The organism is Enterobacter sichuanensis (assembly GCF_009036245.1).
Taxonomy (GTDB): domain Bacteria; phylum Pseudomonadota; class Gammaproteobacteria; order Enterobacterales; family Enterobacteriaceae; genus Enterobacter; species Enterobacter sichuanensis.
Genome location: NZ_CP027986.1, coordinates 2,236,987 through 2,257,007 on the forward strand (window position 1 = coordinate 2,236,987; position 20,021 = coordinate 2,257,007).

The 20,021-nt window shown below is 56.1% G+C and carries 21 protein-coding genes; 9 read left to right on the forward strand and 12 right to left on the reverse strand.

The window, feature by feature from the left end; genetic code table 11:
* Positions 1-167: 167 nt before the first annotated feature.
* The 3 genes from C1N69_RS10780 to C1N69_RS10790 all read right to left on the reverse strand — a co-directional run bounded on the left by C1N69_RS10780 (position 168) and on the right by C1N69_RS10790 (position 2,609).
* A complete protein-coding gene (locus tag C1N69_RS10780; RefSeq protein WP_025756376.1) occupies positions 168-1,091 on the reverse strand; it encodes a LysR substrate-binding domain-containing protein in 924 nt (307 codons plus the stop codon).
* Positions 1,092-1,273: 182 nt separating this feature from the next.
* Positions 1,274-2,155 carry an SDR family oxidoreductase gene (locus C1N69_RS10785; RefSeq protein WP_059386582.1) on the reverse strand — a complete coding sequence of 294 codons (882 nt, stop codon included), beginning with the start codon at positions 2,153-2,155 and terminating at the stop codon, positions 1,274-1,276.
* A gap of 64 nt (positions 2,156-2,219) precedes the next feature.
* Complete coding sequence (locus C1N69_RS10790; protein WP_155031154.1) at positions 2,220-2,609, reverse strand: YdeI family stress tolerance OB fold protein; 390 nt, start codon at positions 2,607-2,609, stop codon at positions 2,220-2,222.
* Positions 2,610-2,747: 138 nt separating this feature from the next.
* On the opposite strand from C1N69_RS10790, the gene C1N69_RS10795 reads away from it, so the two are divergent.
* Genes C1N69_RS10795 through C1N69_RS10810 form a run of 4 tightly spaced genes read left to right on the forward strand, consistent with a single transcriptional unit; the run spans position 2,748 to position 5,240 of the window.
* Positions 2,748-3,251, forward strand: coding sequence for a hypothetical protein (locus C1N69_RS10795; protein WP_155031155.1), 504 nt, complete (start codon positions 2,748-2,750; stop codon positions 3,249-3,251).
* 9 nt (positions 3,252-3,260) lie between these two features.
* A complete protein-coding gene (locus tag C1N69_RS10800; protein ID WP_155031156.1) occupies positions 3,261-3,707 on the forward strand; it encodes a DUF421 domain-containing protein in 447 nt (148 codons plus the stop codon).
* An 11-nt stretch (positions 3,708-3,718) separates the two neighbouring features.
* Positions 3,719-4,237 carry a 2-oxo-tetronate isomerase gene (locus tag C1N69_RS10805; RefSeq protein ID WP_059386581.1) on the forward strand — a complete coding sequence of 173 codons (519 nt, stop codon included), beginning with the start codon at positions 3,719-3,721 and terminating at the stop codon, positions 4,235-4,237.
* Between the two features lie 16 nt (positions 4,238-4,253).
* A complete protein-coding gene (locus C1N69_RS10810) occupies positions 4,254-5,240 on the forward strand; it encodes an SDR family oxidoreductase (protein ID WP_155031157.1) in 987 nt (328 codons plus the stop codon).
* Here C1N69_RS10810 and C1N69_RS10815 read toward each other — a convergent pair whose 3' ends face one another.
* The 8 genes from C1N69_RS10815 to C1N69_RS10850 all read right to left on the reverse strand — a co-directional run bounded on the left by C1N69_RS10815 (position 5,241) and on the right by C1N69_RS10850 (position 11,779).
* Positions 5,241-6,866, reverse strand: coding sequence for an alpha-amylase family protein (locus tag C1N69_RS10815; RefSeq protein ID WP_155031158.1), 1,626 nt, complete (start codon positions 6,864-6,866; stop codon positions 5,241-5,243).
* 8 nt (positions 6,867-6,874) lie between these two features.
* A complete protein-coding gene (cydB, locus tag C1N69_RS10820; RefSeq protein ID WP_047958550.1) occupies positions 6,875-7,885 on the reverse strand; it encodes a cytochrome d ubiquinol oxidase subunit II in 1,011 nt (336 codons plus the stop codon).
* Positions 7,885-9,288, reverse strand: coding sequence for a cytochrome ubiquinol oxidase subunit I (locus tag C1N69_RS10825; RefSeq protein WP_155031159.1), 1,404 nt, complete (start codon positions 9,286-9,288; stop codon positions 7,885-7,887). Before C1N69_RS10825 ends, cydB begins: the two co-directional genes overlap by 1 nt.
* A gap of 67 nt (positions 9,289-9,355) precedes the next feature.
* Complete coding sequence (locus tag C1N69_RS10830; RefSeq protein ID WP_155031160.1) at positions 9,356-10,228, reverse strand: manganese catalase family protein; 873 nt, start codon at positions 10,226-10,228, stop codon at positions 9,356-9,358.
* A gap of 17 nt (positions 10,229-10,245) precedes the next feature.
* Positions 10,246-10,752, reverse strand: coding sequence for a ferritin-like domain-containing protein (locus C1N69_RS10835; RefSeq protein WP_014883791.1), 507 nt, complete (start codon positions 10,750-10,752; stop codon positions 10,246-10,248).
* A 25-nt stretch (positions 10,753-10,777) separates the two neighbouring features.
* Complete coding sequence (locus C1N69_RS10840) at positions 10,778-10,981, reverse strand: hypothetical protein (protein WP_013096662.1); 204 nt, start codon at positions 10,979-10,981, stop codon at positions 10,778-10,780.
* 23 nt (positions 10,982-11,004) lie between these two features.
* Positions 11,005-11,499 (reverse strand): YciE/YciF ferroxidase family protein, encoded by a 495-nt coding sequence (locus C1N69_RS10845; RefSeq protein ID WP_008502272.1) that lies wholly within the window; start codon positions 11,497-11,499, stop codon positions 11,005-11,007.
* Positions 11,500-11,593: 94 nt separating this feature from the next.
* Positions 11,594-11,779, reverse strand: coding sequence for a con-10 family general stress protein (locus C1N69_RS10850; RefSeq protein ID WP_004150795.1), 186 nt, complete (start codon positions 11,777-11,779; stop codon positions 11,594-11,596).
* A gap of 528 nt (positions 11,780-12,307) precedes the next feature.
* Between C1N69_RS10850 and hglS the strand changes: the two genes are divergently transcribed.
* Complete coding sequence (hglS, locus tag C1N69_RS10855) at positions 12,308-13,651, forward strand: 2-oxoadipate dioxygenase/decarboxylase HglS (protein WP_059386576.1); 1,344 nt, start codon at positions 12,308-12,310, stop codon at positions 13,649-13,651.
* Positions 13,652-13,694: 43 nt separating this feature from the next.
* A complete protein-coding gene (locus tag C1N69_RS10860) occupies positions 13,695-15,200 on the forward strand; it encodes a carboxylesterase/lipase family protein (protein WP_155031161.1) in 1,506 nt (501 codons plus the stop codon).
* Here the strand turns inward: C1N69_RS10860 and C1N69_RS10865 are convergent.
* Positions 15,187-16,029, reverse strand: a complete 843-nt coding sequence (locus C1N69_RS10865; RefSeq protein ID WP_094917404.1) for a LysR family transcriptional regulator — start codon at positions 16,027-16,029, stop codon at positions 15,187-15,189. The genes C1N69_RS10860 and C1N69_RS10865 overlap by 14 nt on opposite strands.
* 114 nt (positions 16,030-16,143) lie before the next feature.
* On the opposite strand from C1N69_RS10865, the gene C1N69_RS10870 reads away from it, so the two are divergent.
* From C1N69_RS10870 to C1N69_RS10880, 3 genes are all read left to right on the forward strand, one after another.
* Positions 16,144-17,313 carry a pyridoxal phosphate-dependent aminotransferase gene (locus tag C1N69_RS10870; RefSeq protein ID WP_155031162.1) on the forward strand — a complete coding sequence of 390 codons (1,170 nt, stop codon included), beginning with the start codon at positions 16,144-16,146 and terminating at the stop codon, positions 17,311-17,313.
* Positions 17,314-17,335: 22 nt separating this feature from the next.
* Entirely contained in the window at positions 17,336-18,109 is a 774-nt protein-coding gene (locus tag C1N69_RS10875) for a transporter substrate-binding domain-containing protein (RefSeq protein WP_025756391.1), read from the forward strand.
* Positions 18,110-18,351: 242 nt separating this feature from the next.
* Positions 18,352-20,007 carry a glucan biosynthesis protein D gene (locus C1N69_RS10880; protein WP_155031163.1) on the forward strand — a complete coding sequence of 552 codons (1,656 nt, stop codon included), beginning with the start codon at positions 18,352-18,354 and terminating at the stop codon, positions 20,005-20,007.
* The last annotated feature ends 14 nt before the right edge of the window (positions 20,008-20,021 follow it).

The following is a 20,021-nucleotide window of genomic DNA, read 5'->3' on the forward strand; positions in this document are numbered from 1 at the left end:
GGTGAATTCGTTTTTATCAAACCGTTTGTGAACCATTTGGTGAATTCACGGCTATGATAAAACTGTTAAATTGTTTTACGCAATTGTTAATGAATGATTTCGCATTATTTGATTAACGCACAGGACTGTTCCCTCGCCCCTTCAGGGAGAGGGTTAGGTGAGGGGTATTAAACCGGCATCGATTTACGAATAGCGCTCAGCAGCGTCTGCGCGCCGGTGGAAAGCGGGGTATCCACCCGGGTTAAAATGCCGATAGGTTCACCGGCGCCGGGGGAGGTTATCGGCAGGGCGGTCAACGTTCCCTGGCGCAAATCATCTTTCACCGCCCCGGAGGGGACGAACCAGACGTAGTCATAGTCCAGCGTGAGCTGGCGCGACAGCGAGGCCGAGAGCGTTTCGATGCACCCTGAAGGGAGCGTACACCCCTGCATCTGCAGCAAGGTTTCGGCGGCCTGGCGCGGGACGGTCCCTTTCGGGCAAACCACTACTGGCCACTCCATGACGCGGCTTAAGGTGACGGTGTCCTGCAGCAGAGGGTGATCGGGACGTACCACCAGCTTCAGCGATTCCAGGAATAACAATTCGTAGTTAAGACCGACCATCAGTTCGGGGTCGGACATCCGACCGATGCCGAGATCCAGTTCGCCCGATTTCAACCCGGCGAGCAACATGGTGTTATTCATGGTGGCAACCTGAAGCGTGGTATGCCGCTGTTGCTTGTGGAACTGGCCAATAACCGGAGGGAGAATGCCCAGCGCGGCGGTTGGCAGGGCACCCACGCGTACGACCTCGTGGGTTTGCTCTTCTTTTCGGTGCAGGGACTGGCCTGCGGTATTGAGCGCATCAAGGACTTTCACCGCGTGCGTCAGGAACTGTTCGCCCACGAGAGTAAGCTGTGCCCCTAACCGACCGCGGTCAAAAAGACGGGCACCGGTCAGCTGTTCCAGTTCATTAAGGGTTTTGGAGAGCGCGGGCTGGCTCAGGTTAAGGGTTTCAGCCGCACGCCCCAGTGTTCCCTGTTGAGCGACGGCCACAAATGTATGCAAATGGCGCAAGCGTATGCGCTGACTGAACAGACCATTTTTTTCCATAGGCGATGTTAAAAACAGAGCGATGCGGGTGACAAGTTAAGTTGTTTAATTTTGATAACTTGATAGCAAAATATTTTTAACATCTGATCTGTTTGAGTTACAACATGTTTTTCGGCAGGATCAGATAAGCGAACGTCCTTGTTCATTTATTGCTCATTGCAGGGTGGGAAAGGGAAACAGGTTTAGATCACGCCATCACCGCCGTCAGAACACCATACCTGACCGGAAGTAAATGAACACTCGTCCGAGGCCAGCGTGACGTACAGCGGGGCAATCTCGACGGGCTGACCCGGACGCCCCAGCGGCGTATCTCCCCCGAACTCCTTCACTTTTTCCATCGGCTGGCCGCCGCTGGATTGCAGTACCGTCCAGTAAGGGCCGGGGGCGACCGCGTTGACGCGAATGCCTTTCGGGCCGAGCTGTTTGGCTAAGGATTTGGTAAATACCGCCAGACAGGCTTTGGTCTGGGCATAATCCAGCAGCACGGGGCTGGGCTTCACCGCCTGCACGGAGGAGGTATTAATGATGACGGACGACGCTTTCAGGTGGCGCAGCGCCGCCTTGGTGATCCAGAAAGGCGCGTAAACGTTAGTTTTGAACGTCGCGTCAAAGTCTTCGGTAGTCAGCTCCTCAAGGGATTCCCGGAACTGCTGACGACCCGCGTTATTCACCAGAATGTCCAGCCCGCCCAGTTTCGCAACGGCTTCCTCAACCAGGTTCTGGCAGAAGGTCTCATTCCGCACGTCACCCGGCAGCGCCACGGCGGTGCGGCCCTCCGCTTTAATCAGGTCGATGACCTCAGCGGCGTCTTTTTCTTCTTCAGGCAGGTAGTTGATGGCCACGTCAGCGCCTTCACGGGCATAAGCAATCGCCACTGCGCGACCGATACCGGAATCCCCACCGGTTATAAGCGCTTTTTTACCGGCAAGGCGACCATGCCCTTTGTAGCTTTTCTCCCCGTGGTCGGGTACAGGTTGCATTTCAGATGCCAGTCCCGGCGGCGTTTGCGGCTGTTCCGGGAACGGGGGTTGCGGGTAAGCGTTCGTACGTTGTGTATCACTCATAGCTGACTCCTTAAGCCAAGGGGTGAGATTTGATGGATAGTTGCAGCGTTAACGCTTCGCTGAATTATTTCTGCAAACGATCAACACGGACGACGGCAGGGGATGATTTTTTATCAAGCGAACCGTTGATACTGATCATCTGATCGGGTTTTACCGTTCTGCCGTCGAAGACTGCCTGGGGAATAATAACGTCGATTTTTCCGGTTTTATCCTGAAATACAAACTTATCGCCGCTACCATCAATAAGATTACCGCGCAAGGAAATGGTTGCACCATCGTGGAGCTGTTTTGCCTGATCGATGGTCATAATTCGCGCGTCATCGGTTCCGCGATATCCGCTATCGAGTGCGTGCGGCGGCGGTGGCGCTTCACCTTTTTGTAACCCGCCGTTATTATCTGCCCATGCGGTCGGAACCAGAAATATCAAAAAAGCGGAAATAAGCGATAATTTCATCGGATATCCTTCATTTTGGTTGTCTTGACTTATTAAGTATTGTTGCTATTCCTTTAGGTGGCAAATGTGATAAGTCCTAAAAACATTCGCGTTAGAAATCAAAATTATCGGATAATAAGCGAAACGGTGACGATGGCCATGAAGCGTGAAAATGAAAAGTTACCCGGGATAGATGAAAGTTATCGCTTGCTGACGTTTGAATACGCGTTTCGTCAGGTAGGGTTTATTGTTCTTTTAGGTATTATCGTCGCTGCCATTGCCGGTCTGTTTTCAAGCGGAGTGGTCAGCGATACGGCTAAGGAGAATGCCGATAAATCCCTGACCATCAATTATGAGCGCTTTGGCCGACGGGAGACGGAGACACGGATGCAGCTCGCGTTTCCGGTGAAAACGGAGGGGACCTATACCCTCAGCATCACCAGCGATAGCAGCGATGCGTATGAGCCTGGCAGCGTCTGGCCTCAGCCGGACAGCATGTTCAGCCACGGCAACAGCCTCTATTTTGTTTATCACAACCTGAAAAAGACAGACGCCTTTTCAGTATTACTCTTCACGACACCGTCCCGGGCCGGTAAATGGAACTCGGTCATCCGCGTAAACAACGGGCCGGAGATTAACATCTGGCAATTTATTTACCCGTAGGAGGCTGATATGGATATGGTCTTTCGTGCGCTGGCTATTTATCTGTTCCTCGTGGTGGTATTTAAAGTGGCCGGGCGACGCGCGCTGTTGCAGATGACCAGCTTTGATCTCATCCTGCTTCTGATAATTAGTGAAGCCACACAGCAGGCGCTTCTTGGCGAGGATTTTTCGGTCACCGGTGCGATGATTACGATTACCACCCTGGTGGTAGTGGATATTATTTTCGGGTTAATGAAGAAATATTTTTCGCCTGTCGAAAGTATCCTTGATGGCACCCCCGTGATTCTGGTGGAAAACGGCACCCCCTTAGCGGATAAACTTAAAAAAGTCGATGTCTCCTGCGATGATATTCTGGTATCAGCGCGTCAGAATAATGGCATTACTGAAATGAGCGAAATTAAATATGCCATACTTGAACGCAATGGACATATTTCAATCATTCCTTTCGAGAAATAAGAGGCGGCAAGATGAGCAATCTTTTGCACGATAACCATTACACGGTGGGTGAACTGACAAAAAAGGTGGCGAGCAAATTAACCGATCTCGGGCTTCGCTTAACCACGGCGGAATCCTGCACCGGGGGAAAGCTCTCGGTGGCGCTTTGCGCAGAAGAGAACACCGCCGATTTTTATGATGTCGGTCTGGTGGTGTTCAGCGATGGCGCAAAAGAGCGGATCCTCGGCGTAAGCCCGCAGACGCTTGAACGGTATACCGCCGTCAGTGAACAGACGGTCACCGAGATGGCTGCCAGTATCCGCGACATCGCCCAGGCGGATGTTAGCATTGCCATCAGCGGCTACGCAGGCCCTGAAGGGGGCGACGATGGCACGGCGGCGGGAACGGTCTGTTTCGGCTGGAATATCCGTGGCCAGACGCACACCCGCACCGTGCTGTTTTCCGGCGACTGTCAGGACGTGGTGGAAAAGGCGGTGCAATTTTCGCTCGCTGAACTGGTGAGCCTGTTATCTGACGGGAATAAAGGCTGAACGCAGGGGAGGTTATATGGCAGTCATCGTGATTACCGGCGGAACCGCGGGCGTGGGAAAAGCCACGGCGCTGCACTTTGCCAGGGCAGGTTACAACGTCGGGCTTATCGCCCGCGATGAAGCCAGCCTGCACTCCACGCAGGAGGAGTTGCGGCGGTTTGGCGTCAATGCCCACGCCGTTCAGGCGGACGTCGCCGACAGTCAGGCGGTGGTGGATGCCGCTAACGAGATTGAGTATCGCCTCGGCGCGATTGATGTCTGGGTGAATAATGCCATGGGCGCGGTGCTGGCACCGTTTCGCACCCTGACACCGGATGAGTTTCGTCGCGTGACGGAAGTGACGTACCTCGGCTTTGTCAACGGCACGCGCGCCGCCCTTGAGCTGATGGTTCCCCGTGACAGGGGCGTGATTATCCAGGTTGGTTCGGCGCTGGCGTACCGATCCATCCCACTGCAGTCAGCTTACTGCGGGGCCAAAGCGGCGATCCGCGGCTTTACCGACGCGGTGCGTACCGAGCTGATGCATGAAAACAGCCGGGTACAGCTTTCGATGGTGCAGATGCCGGGGCTCAATACCCCGCAGTTCGAATGGGCGCGCAATAAGTTCGCCTGGGCGATGCGCCCGGTGCCGCCGGTGTTTGAGCCTGAAGTGGCCGCCAGCGCCATTTTCCGGGTCGCACAAAAACCGGTTCGGGAGCTGTGGGTAGGCGGCAGTACCATCCAGTCGATTGTCGGGCAGTTTTTCTTCCCCGGTTTTCTTGACCGGCTGATGGTAAAAAAAGCCTGGGAAGGGCAGATGACCGACAACCTGAACGCGCCGGATCGCCAGGACTATCTCGATCGGCCAGTTAACGATCTCCACAAAATCCATGGCCGTTTTACTGACGAGGCGAAAACCCGCGCGTCGTCCGTGACCTCCGGTATGCCGGGCAAAGTGGCGTTAGGCGCCCTCGCGGTGGCGGGGATTGTGGTGACGCGTCTGCTCACCCGCCGGAAGCGGTAATCAACGCAGCGCGCTGCGGTGCGTCCAGAACCAGCGATAGCCGTAGCCGCCAAGCGTGAGCTCAACGGTTTTACCGCAAATCAGGGCGTCATCGTAGCGCTTGTCCGCGAGGCAGGCGGTCCAGGTGGCGTTGCGGATCCCTTTCGCCGTAAATTTCACTGGTTGGTCGCTAAAGTTAACGAAGGTGAGGATGCTGCGCTCGTCGGTCTCATAATAAAGACCCAGTACCGCGTCATGATCAAGGGTGATAAGCCGAAACGGCGCTACGGCAATTTCAGGAAACTCAGAGCGGGTATTGGCAATATCAATGATCCGGTGCAGCAGCGAATTGCGGTGAAGCAGCGAATCGGCGACGTTCACCTTTTGATAGCGGTACGGACCGTGGTCGATGATTGGGGCAATAAAACACTGCGGATCCGCCGCGGAAAAACCGCCCCCCTGCGATCCGGCCCACTGCATCGGGGTGCGGACAGCGTAGCGCTCCTCCAGGTCGAGGTCGTCACCCATGCCTATTTCATCGCCATAGCGCATCACCGGGACGCCCGGCAGGGAAAAGAGCACCGCGTGGCAGAACGCCAGCCGCTTCTGATCGCCATTGAGCATCGGTGCCAGGCGGCGGCGGATCCCGCGCTGGTAGACGTTCATCTCTTCGTCAGGGGCGAAGGTGTCGAGAACAAACTGTTTATCTTTCTGAGAGATGCCTTCCAGATCCAGCTCGTCATGATTGCGCAGCCAGTTGGCGAAACAGCATGAATCCGGCGGGACGATCATTTTCTTCACCGCGTTGCGCAGCGGGCGGGCGCTCTTCCGGGCCAGGCTGACGTAGAAATACTTGTTAAGCCAGAAATTGAGGACCAGATTCAGCCGGTCATTGTTGCCAAAATAGTCCCGATAGGCTTCCACCTCGACATCTACTTCTCCCAGCAGGATTGCGTTCGGATTGTGCTGCTCAATCAGACGGCGCATATGCTCGAGGATCCACAGCCCCTTTTTCTCATCACCGTTTCCTGCCTGGGTGGTGAGATGGGACGCGGCATCCAGGCGGAATCCCGACACCCCCAGCTTGAGCCAGAAAAGAATGATGTTCTCAATCTCTTTGAGTACCGCGGGAGAGGTCAGATTCAGATCCGGCTCGTGGCGATAGAACATGTGCCGATAGTATTGTCCCGCCTCGTCATCCCAGCTCCAGATGCTCTTTTCCACGCCTGGGAACATCGGGGGCGTATCGTCGTCGTCATTATCCGACCAGAGATAGTAATCACGATACGGTGACGCCGGGTTGCGACGAGCCTGCTGGAACCAGGGATGGGCGTCCGAGGTATGCTGGATCAACAGCTCAATAATGACCTGCATGCCCAGCTCCCGGGCCTGCTCGATAAAGGCGATAATGTCGGCCAGCTTTCCGAAGCGGGGATCCACCTGGAGATGGTCGCTGACGTCGTAACCTTCATCAAGAAAAGGGGTGAGATAAAACGGGGTGATCCAGATAACCGTCGCGCCCATGCGGCGAATATAACGCAGCTTGGCCGCGATCCCGGCGATGTCCCCGCAGCCATCGCCGTTTAAATCATAAAAGAGCGCGGTATCAATCTGGTAAATAATGGCCCGTGTATGCCAGCCTGCCATCCTGCACCTCAGTGGTAACCTTCTGTATCAGAAACCTTGCCCCGAAAGACGTAATAGCTCCAGGCGGTGTACACCAGAATCACCGGAATAATGAGCAACGTCCCGACCAGCATAAACAGCTGGCTGGCGGGCGGCGCCGCGGCTTCCCACAGGGTGATGCGCGGCGGAATAATATTGGGCCACAGGCTGATACCGAGCCCGCTGAACCCGAGGAAGATTAGCCCCAGCGTCAGCAGGAAGGGGCGCGAGTGGCTGTCCGGGTTGCGAGTCAGGCGCCAGATCAGCACGCTGAAAAGCCCCACCAGCAGCGGTACCGGCAGGAACCAGAAGAAGTTGGGCAGGGTAAACCAGCGTTCGGCCACGTACTGCCAGCCGAGCGGCGTCCAGATGCTGACCACCGCGATAACCACCACCAGCGCCAGCAGCACGTGGCGGGTTAACTCGCGCATGCGGGCCTGCAGGGCGCCTTCGCTTTTCATAATCAGCCATGTGGTGCCCAGCAGGGTGTAGGCGACAACCAGCCCGATACCGCAGAAGAGGTTGAACGGTGTAAGCCAGTCCAGCGCCGAGCCAACAAACCGCCGACCCTCCACGTCGAAGCCGTTAATCACCGCGCCCACGACCACCCCCTGGCTGAAGGTGGCGAGCAGGGAGCCGCCGGCAAAAGAGTAGTCCCAGAATTTGCGGTGGGAGGGCGTGGCTTTGAAGCGGAACTCAAAGGCGACGCCGCGAAAGATAAGGCCGATCAGCATCGCGGTGAGGGGAATGGTCAGCGCATCAATAATCACCGCATAGGCCAGCGGAAACGCGCCGAAGAGGCCCGCGCCGCCGAGAACCAGCCAGGTTTCGTTGCCGTCCCAGACGGGCGCTACGCTGTTAACCATCACGTCGCGCTCTCTGGCGTCGCCGACGAAGTTAAACAGCAGGCCAATCCCCAAATCAAAGCCATCCATGATGATGTACATCAGTGTGGCGAACACGATGATGGCAAACCAGATCACTGAGATATCGACGCCCATCAGATCCTCTCCTCTTCCGGAACAGACTCCGCGGCAGACAGCGGACGGGCAGGCGTGCCCGACGTGTTTGACGTCAGCGTGGCAACAGGCTGAGGGCCTTTCTTAATCAGCCGGATGAGATAAACATAGCCCACGCCAAACACCGACGAGTAGACGACGATGAACGCCAGCAGGCTGATGCTCATCTGCAGGGTGCTGTGCAGCGATACCGCATCGACCGTGCGCAGATAGCCGTAGACGACCCACGGCTGACGGCCCACTTCGGTGGTTACCCAGCCGGCGAGCAGCGCCAGCAGACCGGCAGGCCCCATACAGAGCGCAAACCAGTGGAACGGGCGGGAGTGAAACAGTCGATGTCGATAGCGCAGCCAGAGGCTGATTAGACCCAGCGTGATCATCAACAGGCCCATCCCGACCATGATGCGGAACGACCAGAAGACGATGGTGGAGTTAGGACGATCCTCTTTCGGGAAATCTTTCAGGGCCGGAACCTGTTTATCCAGACTGTGGGTCAGGATCAGGCTGCCGAGGGCGGGGATCTCCAGGCCGTATTTGGTACGCTCCTCTTCCATATCCGGCAGGCCGAACAGCAGCAGCGGGGTGGCTTCGCCGGGCGGGTTTTCCCAGTGCCCCTCAATGGCCGCGATTTTTGCCGGCTGGTGCTCCAGCGTGTTCAGACCGTGCATGTCGCCGACGACGGCCTGGATGGGAGCGACCAGCAGCGCCATCCACATCGCCATGGAAAACATGGTGCGGATGGCGGGGGTATCGTTACCGCGCAGCAGATGCCACGCGCCCGATGCGCCGACAAACAGGGCACTGCTCAGGAAGGCGGCGATAGCCATATGGATCAGACGGTACGGGAAGGAGGGGTTAAACACGATCGCCAGCCAGTCTTCCGGAATAACCTGACCGTTCTGAATGGTGAAGCCCTGCGGTGTGTGCATCCAGCTGTTGGAGGCGAGGATCCAGAAGGTCGACATCAGTGTGCCGAGTGCGACCATGCCGGTCGAGAAGAAATGCAGCCCCGGGCCGACCTTATTCCAGCCAAACATCATGACGCCGAGGAAACCGGCTTCCAGGAAGAAGGCGGTTAATACTTCATAGGTCAGCAGTGGACCGGTAATACTCCCCGCGAACTGGGAGAATCCGCTCCAGTTGGTGCCAAACTGGTACGCCATGACCAGCCCGGAGACGACGCCCATACCGAAGTTAACGGCAAAGATCTTGAGCCAGAAATGATAAAGCGATCGCCAGACGTCGTTTCTGGTGCGCAGCCACATCCCTTCCAGCACCACCAGATAGCTGGCGAGCCCGATGGTGATGGCGGGAAAAAGGATATGGAATGAGACGGTAAAAGCGAACTGAATTCTGGCCAGATGAAATGCATCGAGTTCGAACATGGTCCGTACCTCTGAAACGATGGGGCACGAGAATTGCCAGGCAGTTCAGGCTGCCTGGCAAAACCGATTACGGTTTTTTCTTACCTGCGCCCAGCTCGGCGCCGGTCAAAGGGTCGGCGTGTGGATCGGACTTCGTGCGGGCAGACATCGCCTTAACCAGGGTTGCCTGTTCGGTCGTAAGCGTCACGCTTGCGCTGCCATCTCCGCCGTCAACCGCAGGCTGGGGGGACTCAACGTAATCGAAATGCTTATCGCTGTTCCAGCTTCCGCGAACCTCTCCACCTTCAGACATATTGTAGTACTTGTTGGTGAATTCCTCGATTGGCGGCAGTTTTCCCGGTGGGAAATTATTACGAATGGACTGCAACGCTTTCTCAAAGGAGAGCTGATGCGCCGCCTCACGGGTCATCAGAAATGCCAGCGCATCCTTGACGCCGGGATCGTCGGTCACGTTGATCAGCCGCTCGTAGATAATCTTCGCCCGGGCTTCTGCTGCCACGTTTGAACGCAGGTCCGCCGTTGGCTCGCCAATGGTGTCGACGTAGGCCGCCGTCCAGGGGACGCCTGCGGAGTTGGTCAGCGGAGTGCCGCCGCCGTAAAGCAGGGAGGTGATGTGGCTGTCGTTACCGTTTTCGGTCATCGACCGGTACAGCTCAGCCTCATTTCCCACCCCTTCCGCCAGGGCGCCTTTCGCGCCCTTATTCAGCATCCCCACCAGGGTACCGATGATTTCGAGGTGGCTTAACTCCTCGGTGGCGATATCCATCAGCATATCTTTACGGCCCGGATCGTCATCGCTCAGGCCTTGTGTAAAGTAGCGGCAGGCGGCGGCCAGTTCGCCCTGCGGCCCGCCAAATTGCTCCAGTAAAAGATTGGCCAGGCCCGGGTTAGGTTCAGCAACGCGAACCGTGTATTGCAACTGTTTAACGTGTCGAAACATGCTCACTCTCCTGCGGGTTATTTTTTCGCTTCGACACCCGACGCGTCTGAACGCAGCAGGAACTGTTCCGTCGTTTGCGGGATATGGCGAATCAGCCAGTCGGCCATTTCGCGCTCTTCGGCGAGGATGGTCTCAATCGCGGGGATCGAGGCGGTATCGCCCGCTTTTTTAGCCGCCGCCAGCAGGGAGGTATAACAGGCGATTTCAAACTGCTCGAAGACATAGCCGCTGATCGAGCCTTTCACGATCTCATCAGACGGGAACATGCCGCCAATGGACTGACCCAGCGCCGCCATTTTGCTCATTGAGTCTTTTAAAACCGAACGAGAAATATCATTACGGTCGAGGATTTCTTCCAGCAATGTGATTTGCCGTTTTGTCTCATTAATATGTTGCTCAATTCGGGCGCGAACATCAGGATAATTATCGATACGGCTGGCCATAGATTCCAGCATAGATTCGGCTTGCTTTTCCATCGCATGGGCATCGCGTAGCCAGTCGTGGTAGTGTTCTACGTGATTCATCATTGTATCCTCATAATGGGTTCGCTTATTTGGTCTCACTTTCAGCAGCCTGATCGGCACGCGCGGCACTGTAGCCAGATAAATGGCCAACAATATTGGCGTAAATGCTGATGATAATGACCCATAGCACGCTGTTCTTCCACCATATTACGGAAGGGATAGCGAGAATGAACCATATTATAGCTGCCGTTAAATGGCACCGTTTAATTGTCCTGGGACTGATGCTCATTTTATTTAACCTGTGTTATCGCGTTATTTCTGCGCTTTTTGGTTAATATTTCCAACGGCCAGGTCGGTGAGTTTAAGGTCGGTCTCTTTTTCTTCTTCCAGCGTTTCGGCAAGAAGTTTAACGGCTTTTTTATAGCCCAGTTGTTCAGCGAGAGTAGCAAGGGTACCGTAACTGGCGATTTCGTAATGCTCCACTTTTTGCGCAGCGGCAATTAATGCGGCATCACGGACTTCATTTTTTTCCGTACTTTCGATGACTTCATTGGCTTCTTCAATTAAGCCTTCCATCGCGACGCATTTCATACGCTTGAGCTTGATACCGTCTTCCTGTTCGACGATCTGGTCGATACGCTCAATCTGACCCTGCGTCTCTTCAAGGTGTGCGGTGAAAGCTGCGCTCAGTTTCTCACTGGACGCGGCACGGGCGAGCTTACTTAGCGCTCGGGTAAGCTGTTTTTCTGCGCTGTAGGTATCAGATAGAAGATGAATAAAGACATCCTCAACACTTTTCATATTCATAATAATTACGCTCCGGTAAAATAATGAAAGGGTACTGCGAGCTTTTCAGCCCGCAGCATGCTCTCTGGTTTTATTAAAAGAGTATTAAATAAGATCAGGAGTTATCAGATTTACGGCCTCCGCCGTGACTGTTCTGTCCCCCTTTCTTACCCGCTTCAGATGCGCGTTGCGGATCGTTTTTAAAATTACCACCGCTATGCTGGCCACCTTTACGTCCAGCTTCTGATGCTTTTTCACGGTCTTCAGCGAAATTACCGGAACCACCACGATGCTCTGCCATAATAAACCTCATAGTCATATATTGGTTATGTCAGTACGATACGAAAATATTCCGTATCACTCGTCGTTCGAATAATAACTTTAGTCGCTGTGGGCGATCCGTCAAATGCGTTTTGCTATTTGCGGTTGCGTTATTTTTAAATATTTGTAAATTTGCGCTTCGCTTGAGCAGGAAATATGGATAGGCAGGAAGGACTTGTAAACAACCATTAAGATTAATCCTAACTTCGAGCTAAAAATTTGAAAGGTGAGGATAAAAATAACGGCGCGCGCAAATTGGTTAATTTGCAGTCAGGAGAAAATCAAAATGTACTCCTTTATAGCTAGTAAGCGAAACCATAAATAATTATAAGGAAAATCCTGGATAAAAGCGCAAGAGGCGAAAGGGCGGCTTCGTTGAGGCGTGTTCAGAGGCCAGTAGCACACGGTTTGACCACTGTCGTCTTAAGATCACAAATCAGAAATTCTTCCCCCCGGAAGGAACGGGTTTCTCTACACTCCAGGTAATATTCACTGGAGGCATGACATCATGGCGAACACCATCACGGCTGATGACATTCGGGAACACTTTTCGCAGGCTATGTCGGCGATGTACCAGCAGGAAGTTCCGCAGTACGGCACCTTGCTTGAACTGGTTGCGGACGTAAACCTGGCGGTTCTGGAAAATAACCCACTACTACATGAACAACTGGCAAACGCCGATGAGCTTGCGCGCCTGAACGTGGAGCGTCACGGGGCCATCCGCGTCGGCACGGCGCAAGAACTTTCTACCCTGCGCCGTATGTTTGCCATCATGGGCATGTACCCGGTCAGCTATTACGATCTCTCTCAGGCGGGGGTGCCCGTTCACTCCACAGCGTTTCGCCCGATTGATGATGCGGCGCTGTGCCGTAATCCGTTCCGTATCTTTACCTCGCTGCTGCGACTTGAGCTGATTGAAAACGTCGCGCTGCGCGAGCGTGCAGCGGAAATCCTGTCTCACCGGAACATCTTTACCCCGCGCTGTCTGGCGCTTCTCGATCTGTACGAATCAGAAGGGCAGTTTACGCAGGCACAGGCGCACGAGTTTGTGCAGGAGGCGCTGGAAACCTTCCGCTGGCACCGCCATGCAACGGTCGATCAGGAAACCTATCTGGCGCTGCATAACGAGCACCGGCTGATTGCTGATGTGGTCTGCTTCCCGGGGTGTCACATTAACCACCTGACGCCGCGCACGCTGGATATTGACCGCGTGCAGGAGCTGATGCCGAAGTACGGCATTGAACCCAAAATTCTGATTGAAGGGCCGCCTCGTCGCGAGGTGCCTGTCTTATTGCGTCAAACCAGCTTTAAAGCCCTGGAGGAGCCGGTGCTGTTTGCCGGGGAACATAAAGGCACCCACACCGCACGCTTCGGTGAGATTGAGCAGCGCGGTGTGGCCCTGACCCCGAAAGGCCGTGAACTGTACGATAGCCTGCTTGCCCAGGCCGGTACCGGCAAAGATAACCTGACGCATCAGCTGCATCTGCAGGAGATTTTTAGCGCCTTCCCGGACAGCGAGCTGTTAATGCGCCGTCAGGAGCTGGCTTATTTCCGCTATCGTCTGACGCCAGCCGGGGAAGCGCATCGGCATGCGTTCCGGCCTGGCGACGATCCGCAGCCGCTGATAGAGCGCGGATGGGTTGTCGCCCAGCCGATCACCTACGAAGATTTCCTTCCGGTCAGCGCCGCCGGGATCTTCCAGTCTAATCTAGGGAATGAAACCCAGGCGCGCAGCCACGGTAACGCCAGCCGCGATGCCTTTGAAGCGGCGCTGGGCTGCCCGGTGTATGACGAGTTTGCCCTCTATGAGGAGGCTGAAACGCGCAGCAAACAGCGTTGCGGTTTGCTCTGAAATCGTTACTCTGCTGGGGTGTGTTGGAAAAAATAAGGTCGTTATGCAAACTCCTTCCGCCCCTGTGGTTGAAACGCGCTACGGCGCACTGGCTGGTTTTACTGATAATGACGTGCATGCGTGGTACGGGATCCCTTACGCCGCGCCGCCGGTAGGCAACGGGCGCTGGCGTTCACCGCAGCCGCCTGCTCGCTGGGAGGGCCTTCGCGAGGCCACGGCTTTTTCGCCTTCATGCTGGCAAAGCAGCGAGTATTGCCAGACGCTGGGCGGCGGCGATCCGGGCCAGTTTTCTGAAGATTGTCTCTATCTTAACGTCTGGTCTCCGGTTGACCGCGCAACGCCGCTCCCGGTGATGGTCTGGCTGCACGGCGGCGGGTTTACGATTGGCGCAGGTGGCTTGCCACCGTACAACGGCACCGCGCTGGCAGGACGCGGCGTGGTGGTTGTGACTCTCAATTACCGTCTCGGCCATCTCGGCTTTTTCGCCCATCCGGCCCTGGAAGGGGAAGAAGATCGCGTGGTGCATAATTTTGCCCTGCTGGATCAGATCGCCGCCCTCGAATGGGTACGGGACAATATCGCCGCGTTTGGTGGCGATCCGGCTAACGTAACCCTGTTTGGTGAATCTGCTGGCGCGCGCAGCGTGCTGTCGCTGCTGGCATCGCCCCTGGCAAAGGGGCTGTTCCATAAGGCGATAGTGCAAAGTGGCTACACCTTGCCGGACACGCCGCGTGAACAGGCGCTGCAGAAAGGAGAAGCTCTGGCCGCCCATTTTGGTCTCAAGAACGCAACGGCCGAGGAGCTGCGCGCCATTCCACCCGAGTCGTTCTGGCCGTTAACCGCGCCGCTGAACGTCGCGCCGGCGCCCATCGTCGGGGATTGTGTGCTGCCGGCAGCGATGCTGGACGTTTTTTTCGCAGCCCGTCAGCACCCTGTGCCGTTGATGATTGGCTCTAACAGCGACGAGGCCAGCGTGATGGCGGTGTTTGGCATCGATCTCGCGGGGCAAATCCAGAAGCTTCGCCGGGAGCGGCGGTTCGGGCTGGGGCTGATTAAGTTGCTCTATCCCGGCGTGAAAGGCGATGAAGAGCTGGGCAGGCAGGTATGCCGCGACATGGCGTTTACCACCATGGGGTATGTGGTGATGCAGGCTCAGCAGCGCGTGGGGGGATTATGCTGGCGCTACTGGTTTGACTATGTCGCGGAAGCGGAACATGCCACCTATGTCAACGGTGCCTGGCACGGCAACGAGGTTCCCTATGTCTTCGACACGCTCGGCCAGGTGGAACCCTCACGTCAGTATGTCAATGAACGGGATTTGCAGTTTGCGGCCCAGGTGGCTGACTACTGGGTAAGCTTTGCGCGAGAAGCAGGGCCTCGCGAGATCCTGCCAGGACCGACGCACTGGCCCGCCTGCCGCAAAGGGCGGGACGTTTTGTTACGCATTGGTGTGAATAAACATGCAGGTTTCAGGCTTGAAAACCGCTTTATGCGCGCCCGCATGAGTCTCTTCAAACGGGTGATGAAGCACCACGTCAGTCTCGATTAAGCAGACACGCGCGAAACGCCGCCAGACCATTTTCCGCGTCAGGCGTTTCGCGCAGCACCAGCCGGTAGCTGGCGCCGGTTTTAATGCTTGTCTCATAGGGTCGCATCAGCCTTCCGGCGCGGACATCTTCAGCCACCAGCGTTTCGTCAGCAATGGCAACCCCCAGCCCCTGAATGGCGGCCGTGATCGCCAGATCCATGGTGTCGAAGTGTTGATTTTTGTGCATGACAAAGCCGGGCCCTTCCTGTTTTGTGAGCCATAACGACCAGTCGGTCTTATCCCGTGTCGGGTGCAGGAACGTCAACGCACCCAATGCTGCCCCCGCGCGCACCGGGCTTATCACCGGCGTGAGCGCCTCTTCGAACAGCAGATCGCCTGCGCTCATGTGCGTGCCGAACACGATGGCCGCGTCATAGGATTCAGTTTTGAAATTGACGTTATGATCGGTAGTGGTGGTGAGAGCGATTTGCAGATCCGGCTGTTCGCGCTCCACCTCCAGCAGGCGCGGCACCAGCCAGCGCATCGCGCAGGTCGGGGCTTTGAGCCGGATCACGGTTTGCTGGCTCCGGGCCTGGTCCGCCACGGCCAGCAGCTGTTCAAAGGCGGACTGCAGCTCCGGAAGCAGGGCGCTGCCCTGCGGGGAGAGGCGCAAGCCGCGCGCGTGGCGTTCAAACAGCGGAAAACCAAACCACGTCTCAAGGGAGGCAATCTTGCGGCTGACGGCCCCCTGCGTCAGGCAAAGTTCCGCAGCGGCGTGCGTAAGATTCAGATGACGCGCGGTGACTAAAAATGCGTCAATGGCATTGAGTGGGAGCGAACGGCGCGACATGGAAACACCTCAGCTATGCATTTTTCTCATGGCTATTATGACAACAATTCGATTGTCCCGACAATCAACTTGTTGTTTGAATAGTTATGCAATGACCATGAGAAGGGTAACAGGATGACTTTACGAACGCCGGTACAGACGCGCTCCAAACTGCCAGATGTGGGAACCACCATTTTCACCGTTATCGGCCAGCTCTCGGCGCAGCATAACGCCATTAACCTTTCTCAGGGCGCACCGAATTTCTCCTGCGACCCCAAGCTTGTTGCGGGCGTCACTCGCGCAATGGAGGCAGGGCATAACCAGTACGCGGCGATGACCGGTCTGCAGCCGCTCAAGGAGCGCATTGCCGATAAAATTTCCACCCTCTACGGCACGCAGTATGACCCGGGCCGCGAGGTGCTGGTGACCGCCAGCGCCAGCGAAGGGCTCTACTCGGCGATAAGCGGGTTGGTGCATCCGGGCGATGAGGTGATCTACTTCGAGCCTTCCTTTGACAGCTATGCGCCAATTGTTCGTCTGCAGGGGGCCACCCCGATCGCCATCAGGCTCACGGTGCCGGATTTTACCGTCAACTGGGACGAAGTTCGCGCCGCGATTACCCCCCGCACGCGGATGATCATCATCAATACGCCGCATAACCCGAGCGGGCAGGTCTTCTCCGCCAGCGATCTGAATCAGCTGGCGGCGCTGACGCGCAATACCGACATCATTATTTTGTCTGATGAAGTGTACGAACACGTCGTGTTTGACGGCGAGCCGCACCACGGGATGGCCACGCATCCGCAACTGGCGGAGCGCAGCGTCATTATCTCATCTTTCGGAAAAACCTATCACGTCACCGGGTGGCGCGTGGGTTACTGTGTTGCTCCGGCGGTGCTGATGGATGAGATTTGTAAAGTACATCAATTTTTGATGTTTTCTGCCGATACGCCAATGCAGCACGCATTTGCTGAACATATGCTCGATCCGCAAACCTGGCTGTCGCTGTCGGCGTTTTACCAGCGTAAGCGCGACCTGTTGCACAGCCTGCTGGCCGATTCGCCGTTTACGCTGCTGCCGAGCGCCGGTTCATTCTTCATGCTGGCGGACTATAGCGGGTTCAGCGACGAGCGCGACAGCGAGCTGGTGAAACGGCTGATCGTTGAGTACGGCGTTGCAACCATTCCACTGTCGGCGTTTTATGCGGACGGTACGGATAATAAATTGATTCGTCTCTCTTTTGCGAAAGATGAGGCGACGTTACGGGCAGGTGCCCAAGCCCTGTGTCGGGTCAAACCACGCTGAGATAGGCTCTGAGGAGTATGAGATGAAATTACGCGCGTTAGTTGTCGGCATGGGATTGCTGTGTACTTTTTCCTCCTTCGCGGCCACCGAGCTGCGTTACGGTCTGGAAGCGGAATATCCGCCGTTTGAGAGCCGCAATGCGGCGGGCGAACTGGAAGGGTTTGACGTTGAGCTGGGGAATGCGATTTGCAAAGCGGCTGCGCTGAAGTGCAGCTGGGTTGAAACCTCTTTTGATGCGCTGATCCCGGGGCTGGTGGCGAAGAAATTTGACGCCATCAACTCGGCGATGAATATCACCGAACAGCGCCGCAAGAGCATTGATTTCACCCAGCCGATTTACCGTATCCCGTCACAACTCGTCGGCAAGGCCGGGACGGCGGTTGAGGCCACGCCAGAAGGGCTGAAGGGCAAAACCATCGGCGTGCTGCAGGGATCCATCCAGGAAACCTATGCCAAAGAGCACTGGGAAAAGCAGGGTGTCACCGTGGTGTCGTATAAAGATCAGAATATGGCATGGGGCGATCTGCTGAATGGCCGTATCGACGCCTCGCTGGTGATGTCCGCGGCCGGGCAGGCAGGTTTCCTCAGCAAGCCGCAGGGTAAAGGGTTTGGCTTTATCGGCAAACCGGTGTCTGATGACACCATCCTCGGCAGTGGGATCGGCTTTGGGCTGCGTAAAGGTGACGAGGCCACCAAAAAGCAGCTTGATGCCGCGATTGATAAAGTACGTGCCGACGGCACGATCGCCAAACTCGCTGATAAGTACTTCCCGGGTATCGATGTCAGCGTAAAATAACCACCTCATTCGCCCCGTCAGATGATGTCCTGACGGGGCATTTTTATACACATTTTCCAGGCTTTCTTTACACCACTTTCGGGCCGTTCTGGTCGACAGAAAATATTTCTCACTTTGTTCAGATTATCACCGGCCAACAATTGGATTCTTAACCATTTTTGTTTAGGCTGTGCGTTCTTTCTTGCCGTCATTTCGCCAGGCGCGAAACACATTCACACGACCATAAGGACGTTTTTCCAGGCATGAATCGCAGACGTTTTTTAAAAGGCTCGCTGGCAGTGGCAGCCCTGAGCGGCACATCTGGCCTTGCTTCCCTGTTTTCCAGAGCGGCATACGCTGCTGACTCTGACATTGCTGACGGTCAGAGCCGTCGTTTTGATTTTTCCGTCCTGCAATCCATGGCGCATGACCTGGCGAAAACCCCATGGGGTGGCGCGCCACGTCCGCTGCCAGACACGCTGGCCACCATGACGCCGCAGGCGTACAACGCCATCCGCTACGATGAAAAACAGTCGCTGTGGAACAATATTGAAGGGCGTCAGCTGGACGTGCAGTTCTTCCATATGGGGATGGGCTTCCGCCGCCGCGTGCGAATGTTCTCGCTGGATCAGTCCACCTCAATGGCGCGCGAGATCCACTTCCGCCCGGAGTTGTTTAGCTACGGTGAAACGGGCGTGGATACCAAACAGCTGGAAGGGCAAAGCGATCTCGGTTTTGCCGGTTTCCGCGCCTTTAAGGCACCTGAGCTGGCGCGTCGCGATATCGTCTCTTTCTTGGGAGCGAGCTACTTCCGCGCGGTGGATGACACCTACCAGTACGGCCTGTCTGCGCGCGGTCTGGCGGTCGATACCTTTACCGACACCCCGGAAGAGTTCCCGGACTTTACTTCCTTCTGGTTTGAAACCGTGAAGCCGGGCGACACCACCTTTACCGTGTATACGCTGCTCGACAGTCCGAGCATCACCGGGGCCTATAAGTTCGTGATCCACTGCGAGAAGAGCCAGGTGATCATGGAGGTGGAAAACCACCTCTATGCCCGTAAGGACATTAAGCAGCTCGGCATCGCGCCGATGACCAGCATGTTCAGCTGCGGCAATAACGAACGCCGCATGTGTGACACCATTCACCCGCAAATCCATGACTCCGATCGCCTGGCGATGTGGCGCGGCAATGGGGAGTGGATCTGTCGTCCGCTGAACAACCCGCAAAAACTGCAGTTCAATGCCTATATGGATAAAAACCCGAAAGGGTTCGGTCTGCTGCAGCTCGATCGCGATTTCTCGCACTATCAGGACGTGATGGGCTGGTATAACAAACGCCCGAGCCTGTGGGTGGAACCGCGTAACGACTGGGGAAAAGGCGCGGTGGGCCTGATGGAGATCCCGACCACGGGTGAAACGCTGGATAACGTGGTCTGCTTCTGGCAACCGGAAAAAGCCGTCAAAGCGGGCGATGAGCGGGACTTCAAATATCGCCTCTACTGGAGCGCCATGCCGCCGGTGCGTTCCCCGCTGGCCAACGTTTACGCGACCCGTACCGGTATGGGCGGTTTCCCGGAAGGCTGGGCGCCGGGCGAAAACTACCCGAAAGTGTGGGCCCGTCGCTTTGCCATCGACTTCGTCGGCGGTGACCTGAAGGCCGCCGCGCCAAAAGGTATCGAGCCAGTGATTACGCTCTCCAGCGGAGAAGCAAAGCAGGTGGAGATCCTCTACGTTGAGCCGTTTGACGGATACCGTATTCTGTTTGACTGGTACCCGACGTCGGATTCGACAGAGCCGGTGGATATGCGCCTCTTCCTGCGCTGCCAGGGCGACGCCATCAGTGAAACCTGGCTGTATCAGTATTTCCCACCAGCGCCGGACAAACGTCAGTACGTTGATGACCGGGTAATGCGTTAACGATCGATTCCCTC

Coding starts and splice junctions, on each gene's coding strand:
- C1N69_RS10780 (WP_025756376.1), bottom strand. CDS start 1,091: ATGGAAAAAAATGGTCTGTTCAGTCAGCGCATACGCTTGCGCCATTTG.
- C1N69_RS10785 (WP_059386582.1), bottom strand. CDS start 2,155: ATGAGTGATACACAACGTACGAACGCTTACCCGCAACCCCCGTTCCCG.
- C1N69_RS10790 (WP_155031154.1), bottom strand. CDS start 2,609: ATGAAATTATCGCTTATTTCCGCTTTTTTGATATTTCTGGTTCCGACC.
- C1N69_RS10795 (WP_155031155.1), top strand. CDS start 2,748: ATGAAGCGTGAAAATGAAAAGTTACCCGGGATAGATGAAAGTTATCGC.
- C1N69_RS10800 (WP_155031156.1), top strand. CDS start 3,261: ATGGATATGGTCTTTCGTGCGCTGGCTATTTATCTGTTCCTCGTGGTG.
- C1N69_RS10805 (WP_059386581.1), top strand. CDS start 3,719: ATGAGCAATCTTTTGCACGATAACCATTACACGGTGGGTGAACTGACA.
- C1N69_RS10810 (WP_155031157.1), top strand. CDS start 4,254: ATGGCAGTCATCGTGATTACCGGCGGAACCGCGGGCGTGGGAAAAGCC.
- C1N69_RS10815 (WP_155031158.1), bottom strand. CDS start 6,866: ATGGCAGGCTGGCATACACGGGCCATTATTTACCAGATTGATACCGCG.
- cydB (WP_047958550.1), bottom strand. CDS start 7,885: ATGGGCGTCGATATCTCAGTGATCTGGTTTGCCATCATCGTGTTCGCC.
- C1N69_RS10825 (WP_155031159.1), bottom strand. CDS start 9,288: ATGTTCGAACTCGATGCATTTCATCTGGCCAGAATTCAGTTCGCTTTT.
- C1N69_RS10830 (WP_155031160.1), bottom strand. CDS start 10,228: ATGTTTCGACACGTTAAACAGTTGCAATACACGGTTCGCGTTGCTGAA.
- C1N69_RS10835 (WP_014883791.1), bottom strand. CDS start 10,752: ATGAATCACGTAGAACACTACCACGACTGGCTACGCGATGCCCATGCG.
- C1N69_RS10840 (WP_013096662.1), bottom strand. CDS start 10,981: ATGAGCATCAGTCCCAGGACAATTAAACGGTGCCATTTAACGGCAGCT.
- C1N69_RS10845 (WP_008502272.1), bottom strand. CDS start 11,499: ATGAATATGAAAAGTGTTGAGGATGTCTTTATTCATCTTCTATCTGAT.
- C1N69_RS10850 (WP_004150795.1), bottom strand. CDS start 11,779: ATGGCAGAGCATCGTGGTGGTTCCGGTAATTTCGCTGAAGACCGTGAA.
- hglS (WP_059386576.1), top strand. CDS start 12,308: ATGGCGAACACCATCACGGCTGATGACATTCGGGAACACTTTTCGCAG.
- C1N69_RS10860 (WP_155031161.1), top strand. CDS start 13,695: ATGCAAACTCCTTCCGCCCCTGTGGTTGAAACGCGCTACGGCGCACTG.
- C1N69_RS10865 (WP_094917404.1), bottom strand. CDS start 16,029: ATGTCGCGCCGTTCGCTCCCACTCAATGCCATTGACGCATTTTTAGTC.
- C1N69_RS10870 (WP_155031162.1), top strand. CDS start 16,144: ATGACTTTACGAACGCCGGTACAGACGCGCTCCAAACTGCCAGATGTG.
- C1N69_RS10875 (WP_025756391.1), top strand. CDS start 17,336: ATGAAATTACGCGCGTTAGTTGTCGGCATGGGATTGCTGTGTACTTTT.
- C1N69_RS10880 (WP_155031163.1), top strand. CDS start 18,352: ATGAATCGCAGACGTTTTTTAAAAGGCTCGCTGGCAGTGGCAGCCCTG.